Origin of the sequence: Acinetobacter bouvetii, from assembly GCF_902753875.1 — a bacterium.
GTDB classification, from domain to species: domain Bacteria; phylum Pseudomonadota; class Gammaproteobacteria; order Pseudomonadales; family Moraxellaceae; genus Acinetobacter; species Acinetobacter bouvetii_A.
Map to the genome: position 1 here is coordinate 24,558 of NZ_CADDTS010000030.1, position 16,675 is coordinate 41,232.

General features: G+C 43.3%; 12 protein-coding genes and 1 pseudogene. 6 read left to right on the plus strand and 7 right to left on the minus strand.

Translation table 11 applies throughout. From position 1 onward, the window contains the following. The first annotated feature begins 69 nt into the window (after positions 1 to 69). From metF to FB6_RS08740, 5 genes are all read left to right on the plus strand, one after another. On the plus strand, positions 70 to 906 hold the full coding sequence (gene metF / locus FB6_RS08720; protein WP_174559635.1) for a methylenetetrahydrofolate reductase [NAD(P)H]: 837 nt from the start codon (positions 70 to 72) through the stop codon (positions 904 to 906). 30 nt (positions 907 to 936) lie between these two features. Beyond that, on the plus strand, positions 937 to 1,653 hold the full coding sequence (locus FB6_RS08725) for a 16S rRNA (uracil(1498)-N(3))-methyltransferase (RefSeq protein ID WP_174559636.1): 717 nt from the start codon (positions 937 to 939) through the stop codon (positions 1,651 to 1,653). A 171-nt stretch (positions 1,654 to 1,824) separates the two neighbouring features. Continuing rightward, positions 1,825 to 4,686 carry an EAL domain-containing protein gene (locus FB6_RS08730; RefSeq protein ID WP_174559637.1) on the plus strand — a complete coding sequence of 954 codons (2,862 nt, stop codon included), beginning with the start codon at positions 1,825 to 1,827 and terminating at the stop codon, positions 4,684 to 4,686. A gap of 145 nt (positions 4,687 to 4,831) precedes the next feature. Beyond that, positions 4,832 to 7,111 carry an NADP-dependent malic enzyme gene (locus tag FB6_RS08735; protein WP_174559638.1) on the plus strand — a complete coding sequence of 760 codons (2,280 nt, stop codon included), beginning with the start codon at positions 4,832 to 4,834 and terminating at the stop codon, positions 7,109 to 7,111. 81 nt (positions 7,112 to 7,192) lie between these two features. Then, on the plus strand, positions 7,193 to 8,428 hold the full coding sequence (locus FB6_RS08740) for a multifunctional CCA addition/repair protein (protein ID WP_174559639.1): 1,236 nt from the start codon (positions 7,193 to 7,195) through the stop codon (positions 8,426 to 8,428). Positions 8,429 to 8,564: 136 nt separating this feature from the next. On the opposite strand, the gene epmA is transcribed toward FB6_RS08740, so the two are convergent. The 5 genes from epmA to FB6_RS08765 all read right to left on the minus strand — a co-directional run bounded on the left by epmA (position 8,565) and on the right by FB6_RS08765 (position 14,946). Beyond that, positions 8,565 to 9,545, minus strand: a complete 981-nt coding sequence (epmA, locus tag FB6_RS08745) for an EF-P lysine aminoacylase EpmA (protein WP_174559640.1) — start codon at positions 9,543 to 9,545, stop codon at positions 8,565 to 8,567. Then, positions 9,542 to 10,609 carry a 4-phosphoerythronate dehydrogenase gene (locus tag FB6_RS08750; RefSeq protein WP_174559641.1) on the minus strand — a complete coding sequence of 356 codons (1,068 nt, stop codon included), beginning with the start codon at positions 10,607 to 10,609 and terminating at the stop codon, positions 9,542 to 9,544. The genes epmA and FB6_RS08750 overlap by 4 nt, the downstream gene beginning before the upstream one ends. Before the next feature lie 159 nt (positions 10,610 to 10,768). Continuing rightward, positions 10,769 to 11,998, minus strand: a complete 1,230-nt coding sequence (locus FB6_RS08755; protein WP_174559642.1) for a CaiB/BaiF CoA transferase family protein — start codon at positions 11,996 to 11,998, stop codon at positions 10,769 to 10,771. Between the two features lie 57 nt (positions 11,999 to 12,055). Beyond that, on the minus strand, positions 12,056 to 13,486 hold the full coding sequence (locus tag FB6_RS08760; RefSeq protein WP_174559643.1) for an MFS transporter: 1,431 nt from the start codon (positions 13,484 to 13,486) through the stop codon (positions 12,056 to 12,058). Positions 13,487 to 13,725: 239 nt separating this feature from the next. Continuing rightward, positions 13,726 to 14,946: an acyl-CoA dehydrogenase gene (locus FB6_RS08765; protein ID WP_174559644.1), complete on the minus strand. Its 1,221-nt coding sequence runs from the start codon at positions 14,944 to 14,946 to the stop codon at positions 13,726 to 13,728. Positions 14,947 to 15,193: 247 nt separating this feature from the next. Between FB6_RS08765 and FB6_RS08770 the strand changes: the two genes are divergently transcribed. Next, positions 15,194 to 16,150, plus strand: a complete 957-nt coding sequence (locus tag FB6_RS08770) for a LysR substrate-binding domain-containing protein (RefSeq protein WP_174559645.1) — start codon at positions 15,194 to 15,196, stop codon at positions 16,148 to 16,150. Positions 16,151 to 16,334: 184 nt separating this feature from the next. On the opposite strand, the gene FB6_RS08775 is transcribed toward FB6_RS08770, so the two are convergent. Together FB6_RS08775 and FB6_RS08780 are read right to left on the minus strand one after the other, a co-directional pair. Continuing rightward, positions 16,335 to 16,490, minus strand: a complete 156-nt coding sequence (locus tag FB6_RS08775; protein ID WP_174559646.1) for a hypothetical protein — start codon at positions 16,488 to 16,490, stop codon at positions 16,335 to 16,337. A 72-nt stretch (positions 16,491 to 16,562) separates the two neighbouring features. Further along, positions 16,563 to 16,675 (minus strand): annotated as a pseudogene (locus tag FB6_RS08780) (IS982 family transposase); the annotation flags it as partial.

Consider the following 16,675-nt stretch of genomic DNA (forward strand, 5'->3'; position numbering starts at 1 on the left):
CTCTCCCTTTGGGAGAGGCCAGGGAGAGGGTGAAAATTAAAACAGTATTGATAAAAAAGGATTTGAAAAATGACCAAACGTGTTCCAATTTCTTTTGAGTTTTTCCCAACCAAAACTGATGTCGGTGCAGAAAAACTTCGTGTTGTGCATAAAGAATTACAACTGTTAAATCCTGAATTCTTTTCAGTGACTTATGGTGCCGGTGGTTCTACTCGTGAACGTACACTTGCTGCAATTAATGACTTTAATGGCAAAGGCACACCTGTAGCCCCTCACCTGTCTTGTATTGGTGATGATAAAACACGTATTGCCGAATTGCTTGAATTATATAAATCACAAGGCATCAATCGTATTGTTGCGCTTCGTGGTGACTTACCTTCAGGTCAAGTGGGCTTGGGGGAATTACCTTATGCACAGGATCTGGTTCGCTTTATCCGTGAACATTCGGGTGATCATTTCACCATTGAAGTCGCTGCTTACCCTGAAATGCACCCACAAGCAGACAGCTTCGATAAAGACATTCAACACTTTGTCGAAAAAGCCAATGCAGGTGCCAATGCCGCTTTAACCCAGTTCTTCTTTAATCCGGATGCATACTTTTACTTTGTAGATCGCATTCAAAAAGAAGGCGTGAACATTCCTGTCGCACCAGGCATTATGCCAATTACCAATGCAAGCAATTTAATTCGCTTCGCAGATGGTACAGGTGCGGAAATCCCACGCTGGATTCGCAAGCAATTGGCAACTTATGGTGATGATACAGCCAGTATCAAAGCCTTTGGTCATGAAGTTGTCGTAAAACTATGTGAACGTCTGCTTGCAGGCGGTGCACCAAGCTTGCACTTTTATACCATGAACACGACTGATCCAACACGTCAACTCGTGACTGATCTTGGCCTAGCTTAATTTTATATCTGATTTGTGAGTAATACTTAAATGCCGCGTTTTTATATTGAAGCTGATTTAACAGTGGATATGAATGTTGAATTAACCGAAACGGTTTTTCATCACTGGGTCAAAGTATTACGTGCACAAGTCGGTGAAAAAGCCATCTTGTTCAATGGACAAGGTGGTGAATATGAAGTGATGCTTATTGAAGTTGCAAAAAAATCTGCAAGTGTTTCTGTCGACTCATTCAATCCTGATGACCGTACTCCAACTTTTACGACCATACTTGGACAAGTGATGAGTAAAGGTGACCGTATGGATTATGTCATTCAAAAAGCCACAGAACTTGGCGTCACCAAAATTCAACTGCTCACCTCTGAACGCTGTGAAATGCGTCTTAAATATGATCGTGACCAAAAGAAAATAGATCACTGGCAAGGCATTGCCATTGCTGCCTGTGAACAATGCGGCATGAACAAAGTACCGGAAGTATTAGCTCCCGTCTCCTTGCAAGACTGGCTGGCCAGCGAACTGCCTGCGACCAAACTGGTACTTGCACCAAACAAGGATCAAGTCGATGTATTGGCCAATGCTACACCTGATATTGCTTTGCTGATTGGGCCTGAAGGTGGGCTGAGTGAGGCTGAAATACAATTATCTAACAATATCGGATTCGTGAATTGGTGTATTGGTAACCGAGTTTTACGTACAGAAACCGCGCCAGTCGTAGCTTTATCCATTTTAAACTACAACTTAACTATATAGTTCATCAGAATTTAGATAAATGGGTTATGATTCGATTGATTTTTTTAAATAACGTTATTACTCTTGACTTAAAGATACAAATGTATATTTAAAATATAGTTTAGTTGTTTAACGAAGTTAAAAAATTTAATAAGTAATTTATCGCAAAACAAAAATAAGGTTTTTGCTTATATGTCAGATATGCAAGATGAGTATATAAAACAGCACGTGAGTGCTGCTCAAATTACCAATACGATTCGCCTTAGTCGGTTGTTTCTTATAAGCATTCTGATCGTTTCTGCATATGTATATGGTATCTATCAATTTTATTTTTCCAAACCTTCCTTTTATTTAAATCTATGGTTTACTGGCACCGAACTCTTTAGCTGTATCTGTCTACTGATCAGCAGTATTTTTTTTAAGACTGATCAATTTTCTTTAAATCATGCACATCGCTGGATTCAATTCCAATGTCTGACCATTGGTTGTTGTATTGCTATCGGCATTACACTGTTTTATTACTACTTGCCTCAATATAATCAAAACTTTAATCCTATAAATGCACTAGTTTTATCTGCACTTTTAATAATTGTTAGTCAAGCATTTGCCCTGACCTTTTTAACCCAGCGCTTGGGTTATTTCTGTTTGGCCTTTATACCAGCAATTACGCCCTACATTGCTTCTCAATTTATAATCACTGAAACAACAAACTACCTATTTCACCTAACTATTAATTTTGTTTTGATTGTCATATTAATGTGCGCCAATATCACCAGTAGAATTCACCAGCGTATTTCGGCACTATATTCTAAAAACAATCGTTTAGTGCAAAATGCCAAACAGCAGGTGTTATGGACGGATGAATTATGTCAACAATTACAAGCCGAAATCAATAAATCTAAAGACATTGAGCTGCAATTACAGTTAAACAATCAGTTGCTTGAACAAAAAGTCAGAGAACGAACTTTCGATATTGCCAAGATGAATACCGATCTGGAAAATCAACAGCAAAATCTTGTTTTAGCTCATGAAATCGCTGGGCTTAGACCTTGGGACTGGAATATCAAAGATCGTGAAATTTCAATAACTGACTCCAAACAAAGAAAGACGCTCAAACCGTCCAAGCAGCATCATCACCAGCTACAAAACATTATCCACCCTGATGATGTTCATCCCTTCAAGCATGCAATGACTCAACATTTGCGTGGTCAGACTGAGCTTTATGAAATTTCTTATCGTGTTCAGCAAAGTAATGGTAAATGGAAATGGGTACACGATATTGGTCGAGTGATTAGTCGTGATCCGGAAACTAAAAAACCATTACGCATGGTAGGTATTCGTCGAGATATTCAACAGGAACGTGCTGATCAGGAACGCTTAAAATTGGCGGCCAGTGTGCTGCAACAAGCAGCTGAAGGGATTTTTATTTTAGATGAACAGTTATGTTATATAGACATTAATCCATTCTATGAACAGCTCACCGGTTTTTCACACCAACAAATCGTCGGCAAAAGTATATTTGATATAACGATCAACTATAAATCTCAACAAAGAAGTAGTCATAATTCCATTATCAAACAGCTGCAAACTACAGGTGAATTCGATGGAGAACTACATGAAAAATTCCACTCCGGCAAAGAATTAACTGTCTGGATGCACATCAATGCCATTACCGATGAACAGAACCGGGTTACTCATTATATCGGTATCGTTTCTGATTTAACTGAACGTAAGCTACAAGAACAGCGCCTGTCTTATTTAGAAAATTACGACCCTTTGACTGACTTACCAAATCGTTTTTACTATAACTATCAATTACACCAATACTTAGTCACTCAAAAAGATTCACTTAATCAACTGGCAGTCATCCGTTTAAATATTGACCGCTTCAGACCTTTAAATGATTTCCTCAGTAATAGTGGCGGCGATGAGCTATTACGCCAAGTAGCACAAAGACTGCGCCTGACCAATGCTGAAGCGTTATTTGTAGCGCATTTAAATGGTGATGATTTCGCTATTGTCTATGAAATTTCTCATATTCGCCCATCCATCCAGCAGCATTGTGAACGCATTACCAAAGCATTTTCGTTACCGTTTAATATTTTTGGTCAGGATCACATCATCACCCTGTCTATGGGGATTGCGTTCTATCCTGAAAATGGACGTCAGCTCGATTATCTGAATAGCTGTGCAGAACAAGCATTGGCAGAAGCGAAAAGCTTAGGCGGTAACACCATTTGTTATTATTCAAATAAAAATACCGCTTTACTTGAACAAGGCATTTATCTGGAGCGTGATTTACGCCATGCCATAAATAATAATGAACTGGTGGTGTATTATCAGCCAAAAATTAATTTCAGTGACCAAAACATTTATGGCTTTGAAGCTTTGGTACGCTGGAACCACCCTACTAAAGGTATTATTCCACCGAATATGTTTATTCCTTTAGCCGAACAGACCAGCCTGATCTCGGATATCGGCCGCATTGTGATTCAACAAACCGCTAAACAAATCCGCTACTGGAACAATATCGGTTTTGACAATATTTGTGTTTCAGTCAATGTAGTAGCACAGCAATTGCAACGCGGACAATTACTGGAAGATCTCGATCATGCCATCCAAAGCTATGACATTTGTGGTTCTAGTCTGGAGCTGGAAATTACCGAATCATCACTTCTGGAAAATTCTGTCACAGTTAAAAACGTTTTAAATGAAATTAAAAAACGTAAAATCCATATCTCGCTAGACGATTTTGGCACAGGTTACTCCTCCCTGTCTTATTTGGCCGACTTCCCGATAGATATACTTAAAATTGATCGCAGTTTTGTTTCTAAAATCGGGCAAAACAAACAGGAAGCCATAGTTAGTGCCATGATTGCCATGGGTAAAGCCATGGGAATGACGGTGGTTGCAGAAGGCATTGAAACCAAACAGCAACTTCAATACCTGCAAGATCTGGAATGTGACATTGCACAAGGTTTCCTCTTTTCCAAGCCACTTCCAGAAAATGAAGCGACGATATACCTAGAACAACACCGACTTATACCTTCTTGATATAAGTCAAGCTTTCAAACACCAAGTTTGCCTGAAAAAGGTACTTTCGCGACTGTGATAAGGTCGCAACAAATGTTATATTCGATCCAATCAAGCAAAAAACCACCAGCCTTGCTGGATCACTCAAGCAACAAACGAGATACAGATGGACGAGCAATCTTTAAAACAACAGGCATTGTATTATCACGAATTCCCAACACCAGGAAAAATTAGCGTCACACCTAGCAAGCAACTGGTCAACCAACGTGACTTAGCGCTTGCCTACTCCCCAGGTGTTGCAGCACCATGTTTAGAGATTGAACGCGACCCTTCTACTGCTGCCCTTTATACGGCTCGTGGTAACCTTGTGGCCGTGGTCAGTAACGGTACTGCTGTTCTAGGATTAGGCAACATTGGCCCGCTGGCTTCTAAACCAGTGATGGAAGGTAAAGGCGTACTGTTCAAAAAATTCGCCGGTGTCGATGTATTTGATATTGAAATTGCTGAAAACGATCCAGATAAAATTGTCGACATCGTTGCAGCTCTAGAACCTACTTTTGGCGGTATTAACCTTGAAGATATCAAGGCGCCAGAATGTTTCTATATTGAACAAAAACTCCGTGAACGCATGAACATTCCCGTGTTCCATGATGACCAGCACGGTACTTCAATCATCGTAGGTTCTGCACTTCTTAATGCATTGCAACTAAACGGCAAAAAAATTGAAGAAATCAAGATTGTCGCTTCAGGTGCCGGTGCTGCTGCCCTTTCATGTTTAAATCTACTTTGCGCTTTGGGTGCGAAGAAAGAAAACATTATTGTGGCCGATTCACGCGGTCTATTGACCACCAAACGTGAAGGTCTAGACGAATCTAAAAAAGCGTATGTACAAGACATCGAAGGCACACAGCTTGGTGATGTCATGGAAGGCGCGGACATGTTCCTAGGTCTTTCTGCCGCAGGCATTTTGACCAAAGAAATGGTTAAAGTGATGGCAAAAGATCCTATCATCTTTGCACTTGCTAACCCAGACCCTGAAATTCTGCCTGAACATGCGCATGAAGCACGTCCAGACGTCATTATGGCAACAGGCCGCTCTGACTATCCAAACCAGGTGAACAACGCACTTTGCTTCCCTTACATCTTCCGTGGTGCACTAGACGTTGGTGCAACAACCATTAACGAAGAGATGAAGATTGCTTGTGTACACGCAATTGCACGTATGGCGCACGTTGAAGCAGACGCAGCATCTTACGGTGAAAAATCAGCTTCATTTGGTCGTGACTACCTCATTCCACGTCCACTTGATCAACGCTTAATTCTTGAAATTGCACCTGCAATTGCACAAGCAGCAATGGACTCTGGTGTTGCTACACGCCCGATTCAAGACTTCTCAGCATACCGTCAACGTCTGTCTGAATTCGTCTATAACTCTGCGTTTATCATGAAACCGATTTTTGCTCAGGCAAAAACTGATCCTAAGCGTATTGCCTATGCTGAAGGTGAAGATCTGCGTGTTCTTCGTGCAGTACAAATTGCAGTCGATGAAGGTCTGGCTAAACCAATCCTTGTAGGTCGCCCTGCCGTGATTGAAGCAAACATTAAGAAATTAGGTCTACGTCTTGAAGATGGTGTAAACATCACAATCATCGACCAAGAAAAGAACCCACATTACGAAATGTTTGCTGATGATTACTACAGCATCATGCAACGTAAAGGTGTAACACCAGAATATGCACAACGTGAAGCACGCCGCCGTTCTACCTTAATCGCATCTATGCTGGTTAAACACGGTCTTGCAGATGGTATGCTGTGTGGTACGTATTCAAGCTATGACATCCACCTGGATTTCGTAAGCAACGTCATTGGCAAGAAAGAAGGTCATAACACATTCTTCACGCTCAATGCGTTAATGCTTGAAGACCGTAACCTGTTCATCGCTGATACATACATCAACCGTAACCCGACAGCTGAACAGTTGGCTGAAATGACGATTCTTGCAGCTGAAGAAGTACGTCGTTTTGGTGTAACACCTCGCATCGCGCTTCTTTCTCACTCAAGCTTCGGTAGCGACCAAGATGACTTAAGCGCGCAAAAAATGCGTAAAGTATATGACATCTTGTCTAAAACTGCGCCTGAACTGGAAGTTGAAGGTGAAATGCACGGTGATGCGGCACTTGACGAAAACATCCGTCAATTCGCATTCCCGAACTCGCGCTTCAAAGGTTCTGCAAACTTGCTCATTATGCCTAACCTAGATGCAGCCAACATTTCGTTTAACCTGTTGAAATCAACTTCAGGTAATAACGTAACGATTGGCCCTATCCTGTTGGGTGCAGCTAAACCTGTTCACATTTTGACACCTACTACGACTACACGTCGTTTGGTGAACATGACTGCATTAACTGTTGCTGAAATTCAGGAAAACGAAAAGTCAGCACTTTAATTTAGTCAGCTAGATCACATTTTGTGACTTGAGAAAACCTCTATTCTGTAGCATGATTGCTTGAAGAATAGAGGTTTTTTCATGCAAGTTTATTTAGTAGGCGGTGCGGTTCGAGATCACTTGCTCGGGCACCCCTATCACGAAAAAGATTATGTTGTGGTCGGTGCAACACCGGAACAACTTCTTGCTCAGGGCTATCAGCCAGTGGGTAAGGATTTCCCTGTTTTTTTACACCCAGAAACAAAAGAAGAATATGCCCTGGCACGGACTGAACGCAAATCAGGTCACGGCTATCATGGTTTTGAATTTTATACAGATCCGAGCGTAAGTCTGGAAGATGATTTAATTCGTCGTGACCTCACCATCAATGCCATGGCCATGGATACTGAGGGCAATATTTATGATCCCTATCATGGTCAGCAGGATTTAGAACAACGCATACTACGTCATGTTTCAGATGCTTTTATTGAAGATCCATTACGAGTACTGCGCATTGCCCGCTTTGCTGCACGTTATAAAAGTTTAGGCTTTAGTGTCGCGACTGAAACTCTCGATTTAATGAAACATCTGGTCGAATCAGGTGAACTGGATGCACTAATTTCCGAACGGGTCTGGAAAGAAACCTCTCGCGCCTTGATGGAAGATCATGCCGATGAATACTTTGCTGTCTTGCGTGCCTGTGGAGCTTTAAAAGTCCTCTTCCCGGAACTGGATGCCTTGTACGGTATTCCGCAGCGACCTGAATATCATCCGGAAATTGATTGTGGTATTCATACCATGATGTCATTACAACAAGCCTGTAAAGCCAACTATTCTTTAGATGTACGATTCGCAGTTCTGGTACATGACTTGGGCAAAGCACTGACCCCGACAGATGAATTACCGCGTCATATCATGCATGAAGAACGTGGGGTCAAACCTGTGACCGAAATCTGTGATCGCCTGAAAGTACCTACCAATACCAAACAACTGGCCATTGCGGTCTGCAAAGAACATTTAAAATGTCATCAGGCCTTAACCTTAAAACCTGGCACTTTATGGCGTTTATTACAGCGTCTGGATGTATTGCGTCGTCCTGAACGTGTGGAAGCCTATGTACAGGCCTGTGAATGCGATTCTCGTGGCCGTTTAGGTCTGGAAGACCGTGAATATCCTCAGGCTCAATATGTGCTTGATGCGATGGAGGTAGTGCGTAATATCAAGGCTCAGGATTTACCGCCTGATATTCAGGGACCCGATATTGGTGAAATGCTGATTCAACGACGTATTAAAGCGATTGAAGAACTGAAAACGCGGCAGCTTGCTGCAGTGGTATAAAAAAAGCACCGAAAGGTGCTTTTTGCATTTCTATCAATCTCGCTAAATCCCTCTTTTGAAAAGAGAGACGTTCCCCCTTTCATAAAGGGGGTTAGGGGGATTTGTAGTGATCAACAAATTTGAGTAATGATTTAAATCAGGAAATATCCGCCGGGAAAGTAATGACTTTTTCAAGTTTCATTTGTTCCGTGGCGACCATCAACAAACGGTCAATCCCCAAAGCAATGCCTGCACATTCACTCATATGCGGAAGTGCTGCCAGTAAATATTCATCAATCGGCATCACATGCAAACCCAGTTTTTCACGTTCAGCATTATCTGCTTCAAAACGTGAACGCAACACATCAGCATCAATCAGTTCATCATAAGCATTGGCCAATTCCAGACCTTCGATATACAGCTCGAAACGGGCAGCAACCAGTTCCCCATCCTCATCGATTCGAGTTTTGGCCAAAGATGCCAATTCAGGTGGAAAATCGGTTAAAAATACCGGCGTATCAAAACCTAGACTCGGCTCGACAAAATGCGAAAAGAGTAAATCGATATAACCCAGACGGTCATCACCTAGGTCCAGATTTAAGCCCACCCGGTTACAGCAGTCTTTCAGCTCTTTTAAGCTGGCTTGTAATGGATTGATATTCAGACGATCCATAAAAGCGTGTTTATAACTTAAAATGGTCGGGCGAACTTCACCAAAGCGCTGCTTTAAAGTGACATTCAGCAAGTCAGTGACTTCAAACATCAAATCTTTCAGGCTGAATCCAGGACGATACCATTCCAGCATGGTGAACTCGCTATTGTGCTTACGGCCATGCTCATCATCACGAAAGACTTTGCAAATTTGATAGATCGGGCCACTGCCACTCGCCAGCAAGCGTTTCATAGCAAATTCAGGTGACGTTTGCAGGTAATGGGTTTGCGGTTTGCCTTGTAGATGGCGCTGTGCCTGAACAGAAGCTAAATGCACATCAGTCACCCCCGCTTGTGACAAGATCGGGGTTTCAACTTCCAGTACATCACGCTCAGCAAAAAACTGACGAATTTGCGCATACATTTTGGCACGCGCCTGCATGGCCTTTAGGTCACAAGTCGGTTGATAAGCAATAGATTGACTCATGCTTTAGGCCCTCCATGTGCTGCCCATTCACGGCGTAGCGGATAAGTTTTACGTAAATAATCAAAGGCTTTTTGATCAACCTTGCCGTCTTTTAAGCAGCCGCGTAAAGTGGCATCATCACGACCGATATCGTAGATTTGAGTCAAATATTGCTTTAACACTGCCTTTAAATCACGATCTTTAAAATAAGCTTCACAGACCGGCAATTGCGTTTCAAATTGCTTTTCCGCTGGGTAATGAAAAGTGCGGCAGAAAGCATCGTAAATCATTTGCGTACCGCGAGCTTTGCCTTCAAGACTATAACCGGCAATATGGGGTGTGACCAAAGTGATTAAATTCAATAGTTGTTCTGAAATTTCAGGTTCATGCTCAAACACATCTAACACCACCAGACGATGGTTCTGTTGAATATCGGCAATCAGTGCGGCTTCCTCAACTACCGGGCCACGTGCCGAATTAATTAAAATCACTTCAGGCTTCATCTGTGCCAAAGCTTCAGCATTGATGAGATGATAAGTTGGATGATTGCCTGTTTGGGTTAAGGGTACATGAGTCGAAATCGCATCGGCTGTTTTTAATAATTCTTCCAATTCCACCTGCTGCACATGCTCACGCTGTACAAAAGGATCATAGCCAATCACGTTCCAGCCCAGCAGTTTGGCCATGGTCGCCAGACGCGAACCAACATTGCCCAGACCCACAATGCCTAAAGTGAAGCTGTCATTGGCATCAATCAGTTCAGGTTTCAGGTGCAGTAAAGCGGTAATCACATATTCCGCTACCGCTTGCGCATTGCAGCCCGCCGCATTCGACCAGGCGATGTCGCGTTGTTCTAAGGCCGGAATATCCAGATGGTCTGTGCCAATGGTGGCACTGCCGACAAATTTTAATTTTGTCTCCTGAACCAGTTCGGCATTAACTTTGGTCACAGAACGTACCAGTAACGCGTCTGCATCTTTCACATCCGCATGGGTTAAAGTTCGCCCTGCAGCCTGCTGAATTTCTGCAAAATCTGCAAAGAAATATTCAGTAAATGCCAGATTTTCATCTGCGACAATTTTCATAGCGCGTTCCAATGACTTGAAGACCGCTATGATAACGCCTGTAGCCAAATCTGACTATGTAACAGAACAAGGTTGACCAATAAATCAACTTAATAAAAAAGACCGAATTTACCCAAAATCCGGTCAAAACAGGAGCGTTTCAAACTTTTATCAGGTGGATTAGGCCACCTCGCCATCAATAATGCCTTGAGCTTTTAACAGCTGTAATTCATCCGCTGATTTAAACTGCGACAGGATGTACTGGGTATGTTCCCCCAGTTGTGGCGGTGCATGCCGATATTCCACCGGGGTATCTGACAGTTTGATGGGCGAGGCAATCACCTTAAAGTTGTCATTCAGCCGATGCGGAATATTCACCACCATCTGACGATGCTGAATTTGCGGCTCAGCCAGCGCATCTTCCACCGAATTAATCACGCCCACAGGCACTTTCACCGCGTGAATAGCATCGACCCAATCTTTGGCATTTTTTGAAAGAAAATATTCGGACAATACAGGAATCAGCTCATCCCGATGTTTCACCCGATCCTGATTGCGTTGGAATTTGGCATCCTCTAGCAGTTCAGGCAGACCGATGGCAATACACAAATCCTTAAACTGCTTGTCATTGCCACAGGCGATAATAAATTCCTTGTCTTTAGCTTTAAAGGTTTGATAAGGCACAATATTCGGGTGCTTATTGCCCATGCGTTTGGGCGCTTTGCCGGAAGTCAGATAATTCATGCCCTGATTGGCCAAGGCTGCGACCTGTACATCCAGCAAGGACATGTCTATATATTGTCCGCGGCCGGTATGTTGTCGCGCCAGCAATGCCGCCTGAATGGCAATGGTGGAATACAGTCCCGTTTGAATATCCACCACAGCCACACCGACTTTTTGTGCACCGCCGCCCGGCACATCGTCCGGCTCACCGGTAATGCTCATCAGACCCGACATGCCTTGAATAATAAAGTCATAGCCAGGTTCTTCCGCTCTTGGGCCATCCTGACCAAAGCCGGTTACAGAGCAATAAACCAGATTGGGATTAAGTACGCTCAGCGAGGCATAATCCAGTCCATATTTGGCCAATGAACCCGCCTTGTAGTTTTCAATCACCACATCGGCAGTTTTGGCAATTTCGTAAATCAGCGCTTGCCCTTCAGTACTGGCAATATCAATCGCCACTGAATATTTGTTACGGTTGGCGCATTGAAAATAGCCAGATTCACGCGTGGCATTGCCCTGCTGATCAAGCATCCATGGCGGCCCCCACATGCGGGTATCATCTCCCAGCTGTGGACGTTCAATTTTAATCACTTCTGCGCCCAGATCTGCCAGAATCTGCCCGCACCACGGGCCAGCCAATACACGGCTTAAATCTAGTACCCGAATTCCCTGTAATGCACCCATTTTTGAACTCCTTGTTTGCCATGAGATCTTGTGTATCGTCATGGCAGTTTTATCTTTTTATTTCGCAGTTGCAGTTTTTGAACCTGAAGCTTTGACTGAGTCTTCTGTATGAATAGCCAAATGTTCTAACTTTTCCTTTACCTGCTCTTCAGTCGAAATAGTTGCCTGCTGCGGATCATACTGACGCTCACGGATGAATAAACCTGGAATCACCCCGGCAATAAAGTACGCTGTACCCATCACAATAAAGGCCATGGTGAATGAACCACCTGCCGCAATAATCCCGATGGTCGCAGGTGCAATTGCTGCACCTAAACGGCCCATGTTATATGCACCGCCAATGGCTGTACCCCTCACATCGGTAGAGAAACTTTCCGCCATATAGGTCGCATTCACGCCATAAGGAATACCGTATAAGAAACCAAAGGTAATCAACAGATAGGCAATATTGGCCGGTGTGTTGTAGAAAATGATGATAGGCAGGAACGCAGCAGTTGCAACCGTACCAAAGACAAAAGTCACCCGACGTCCGAACTTGTCAGCCGCATAGCCAGCCAGGATCTTGCCTAAAATCATCGCAGTATAAGCGCCGACCATATAACCGGTCATGGCTTTAAAATTCATGTCCAGTTCGGTTTCCAGATAGGTCGGCATCCAGTTGTTGACACCGTAATAGCCGAACTGCAGGAAAGCGGCGGTAGACATCCAGAGCAGGAACATTTTGCGGTGATTGCTGTGCCCGAAAATACGTTTGTAAATACTTTCTGAGGGTGCTTGTGCTGTTGCCGTTGCCGCTTGAGGTGCTGCATCTAGCTTCAGTTCACGGCGTTTCATCTGTGCAATTTTGGCTTCCTGCCAAGATGCAGGCTCTGGAACAAAACGCATGAAAATCAAAGCAAAAGCTGCTGGAACAATGGTGACATAAAACAGCATGCGCCAGCCGTGGTCTGGAATAATTGCACCGGCCATCAAGGTCGCCACAATATAGCCCACGGTTTGGCCTGTTTGCAGGGTGCCCAGCACGGTGGTGCGGTATTTGGTCGGTACATATTCGGCCATTAAGGTATTACACGCCATATACAGCGAACCCAGGCCAAACGCCCCGATAAAACGTAAAATCATGAACTGTTCATAACTTTGAGTAAAACCCAGAATACAGGTCATAATCGAGAAGAACACCACTGACCAGGCAATGGTTTTAACCCGCCCAAACTTGTCACAGGCCCAGCCGCCGGTAATGCCACCCAAAGCCATACCCGCAAGTGAGGAACTACCTAACATACCCGCCTGAAAAGAAGACAGACCAAACTCAGCTTTAAGACTGGTCAAGCTAAATGACAGCAGCATAATGTCAACGCCATCAATCACCAGCGATACAAAGGCAAAGATAAATGCCAGTTTCCATGTATTGCCATTAATGCGGTGCATGGTGCCTACATTCGACGGTAGATTGAGCGCACCTGCTCCGTTTTGTATTTCGTTTTTCATATTCCTTGTTCCTCATTTTCCCAAATGAGTCATCGGCAGTCCTATGTCTCTACATTTGCCTTAAACGGTTCTTTATTGTTTTTATCAGTACATCTTTTGAACTTAAGCTTGCAAATACAGAGCTTTACAAGAATGTTTCACGATGAATCCTTTATTGATATCAGTAAGTTTTTGATTTTTTGAGACAAAACATCTCCAGGATGTTCACGAATGAACATCCCCCATTTTTTTAAAATGACTTAATTACAAAATGCCGCGATACCAGTTTGAGCACGCCCCAAAATCAGGGCATGTACATCATGGGTACCTTCATAGGTATTGACTACTTCCAGATTGACCAGATGACGCGCCACGCCAAATTCATCGCTGATGCCGTTGCCGCCCATCATGTCACGTGCTACACGAGCGATATCCAGTGCCTTGCCACAGTTATTGCGCTTGATGAGTGATGTACCTTCAACCGCCGCAATGCCTTCATCTTTCATGCGACCAAAACGTAGCACCGCCTGTAAACCCAGAGCAATTTCAGTTTGCATATCTGCCAGTTTCTTTTGAATCAGCTGATTCGCCGCCAGTGGACGGCCGAACTGCTTACGGTCCATGGTGTATTGATGTGCGGTATGCCAGCAGAATTCCGCAGCGCCCATCGCGCCCCAGGCAATTCCGTAGCGTGCGCTGTTCAGGCAGGTAAATGGCCCTTTTAAGCCGCGTACTTCAGGAAAGGCATTTTCTTCAGGAACAAAAACATTGTCCATGACGATTTCACCGGTAATCGAAGCGCGCAGGCCTACTTTGCCGTGAATGGCCGGTGCAGATAGTCCTTCCCAGCCTTTTTCTAAGATAAAGCCGCGAATGTCACCGACATTACCCTCAGCAGATACTTCTTTGGCCCAGACCACAAAAACATCCGCGATTGGGCTGTTGGTAATCCACATTTTCGCGCCGGTTAAGCGGTAACCGCCGTCCACTTTTTTGGCACGGGTAATCATGCTACCCGGGTCAGAACCGTGATCCGGCTCGGTTAAACCAAAACAGCCAATGTATTCGCCTGTTGCCAGCTTTGGTAAATATTTCTGTTTTTGCTCTTCTGAACCAAATTCATTGATTGGCACCATCACCAGTGAGCTTTGTACGCTAGCCATAGAACGGTAGCCTGAATCGACATATTCAATTTCACGCGCCACCAGACCATAGCTGACATAGTTTAAGCCTGCGCCACCGTATTGCTCTGGAATAGTTGGGCCAAGCAAGCCAAGCTCACCCATTTCACGGAAAATGGCCGGATCGGTTTTTTCATGGCGGAACTGTTCCAGTACGCGCGGCTGCAATCGATCTTGACAGTAAGCATGCGCCGTATCGCGAATCATGCGTTCTTCTTCTGTCAGCTGCTGTTCCAGTAAAAATGGATCCTGCCAGTTGAATTGAACTTTTGCTTTTTTTACATTCACCATTTGATTCATAGCTTCCTCTGCTTAAGATCAGTTTTCGTTGTTTGATTCGATGCTATGTTTGATCGCTAAATCTTTCAAACGATAAATTTGCATGCAGATATTCCATTTCCACATAACTAAACCCTTTATGATTATTTTGTTATGCTCATACGGCTATACCAATGCGTACATCAAGTCACTTTCCAGACTAAAGTCGAATAGGCTCTGGTTTGAATTATGTCATTTTGAAATATCTTCCAGATAAAAGGACTTATCTATGCGTCGAAGTATTCCCTCATTACAGAGCCTGCTGTGCTTTGAATCGGCCGCAAAACATGCCAGTTATACCCATGCCTCTCAAGAGCTGTTTATCACTCAAAGTGCAGTTTCTCGGCAAATCCAGCAACTGGAAGAATTTCTAGGGGTCAGTTTATTTACCCGTACCCGTCATGGGGTTGAGCTCACGCATGCCGGGCAGCAATATTACAAAACCATCAAGCCTTATTTAAGCGGCCTTGAGCAAAGTACACTGGATGTTATGTCGCATAAAGGTTTGGGCGGCACCTTAAAATTAGGCGTGGTTCCGACCTTTGCCACCCGGTGGCTTTTACCTAAATTGCACCGGTTTAACACGCTGCATCCGGAAATTACCGTGCATCTGGAAACCAGTACCAAACCGTTTTTATTTAATGACAATATTTTTGATGCAGCCATTTATGCCGGTACACCGCAGCAGATTGAGCACTGGCCCGGCACGCAAACCCATTATTTAATGCATGAAGATGTCGTCCCAGTGTGTTCACCTGCCCTGATTGGTAAATATTTTCCTGCTGCCAAAATGGTGAATGAGATCAGTTTTGACCTAGATGCAGAGCAACTGGTACAGCTGCCTTTACTACAGCAAACCACCCGCCCCAGTATTTGGGAAGAGTGGTTTGCCCATCATCAGATCAAGCATACCAATCCCTTTGAAGGACAACGGCATGAACTGTTTTCCATGCTGGCGGTGGCGGCCAATCACGGCATGGGCATGGCGCTGATTCCTCAAATGCTGATCGAACAGGAATTACAGGAAAAAAAATTGGTGATCGCCTCTACTAAAAAACTAGAAGGTCGGCGTGCCTATTATCTGGTGCATTCCAGTCAGGAGAGTTCGCCTTTAATTCAGAAATTTGTTGACTGGATGCAACAGGAATTAGAGAGTTCAGTGAGTAGAAATGGCGTAGATATATAAAGTGATACTTAAATTATAAGGTACTAAAAGAATTTCAAAAACATTTAGCTAAAGTCAAAACCATTAGAAAGAATAAAGCGACTCCTATTCGATTAGTAACCGCTTTTCCACCTATTTTGTCTTATGATGAATGAGAAGCTATTGCTAAACCATATCAAAAACAGTTAGTTGAGTATACTAAGAATTAAAATGGTAGATCACTATCATCAGTTGACAACAACGCGCTTAAAAAATCTTTTTCAGGTTTTTCCTCTTCTTTTACTTGTTTCTCAATATTAACTTTATCAACATTGCTAAAAAATTTAGGAAATTTCTTTAAATCTATTGCGTGATATCCCATTAATATTTCAAATTTTTTAAATAACCCGAATCCTGCTTAAGCTAATGATTTCATAATTAACCCGAATCCTGCTTAAGCTAATGATTTCATAATTTGAATTGTTGGCTTATTTCGATGGGTTAATTGGTATGCACATAAAGAAGCATAAATTCCACTTAGAAATCCATGAATACTACGAGCTTTAC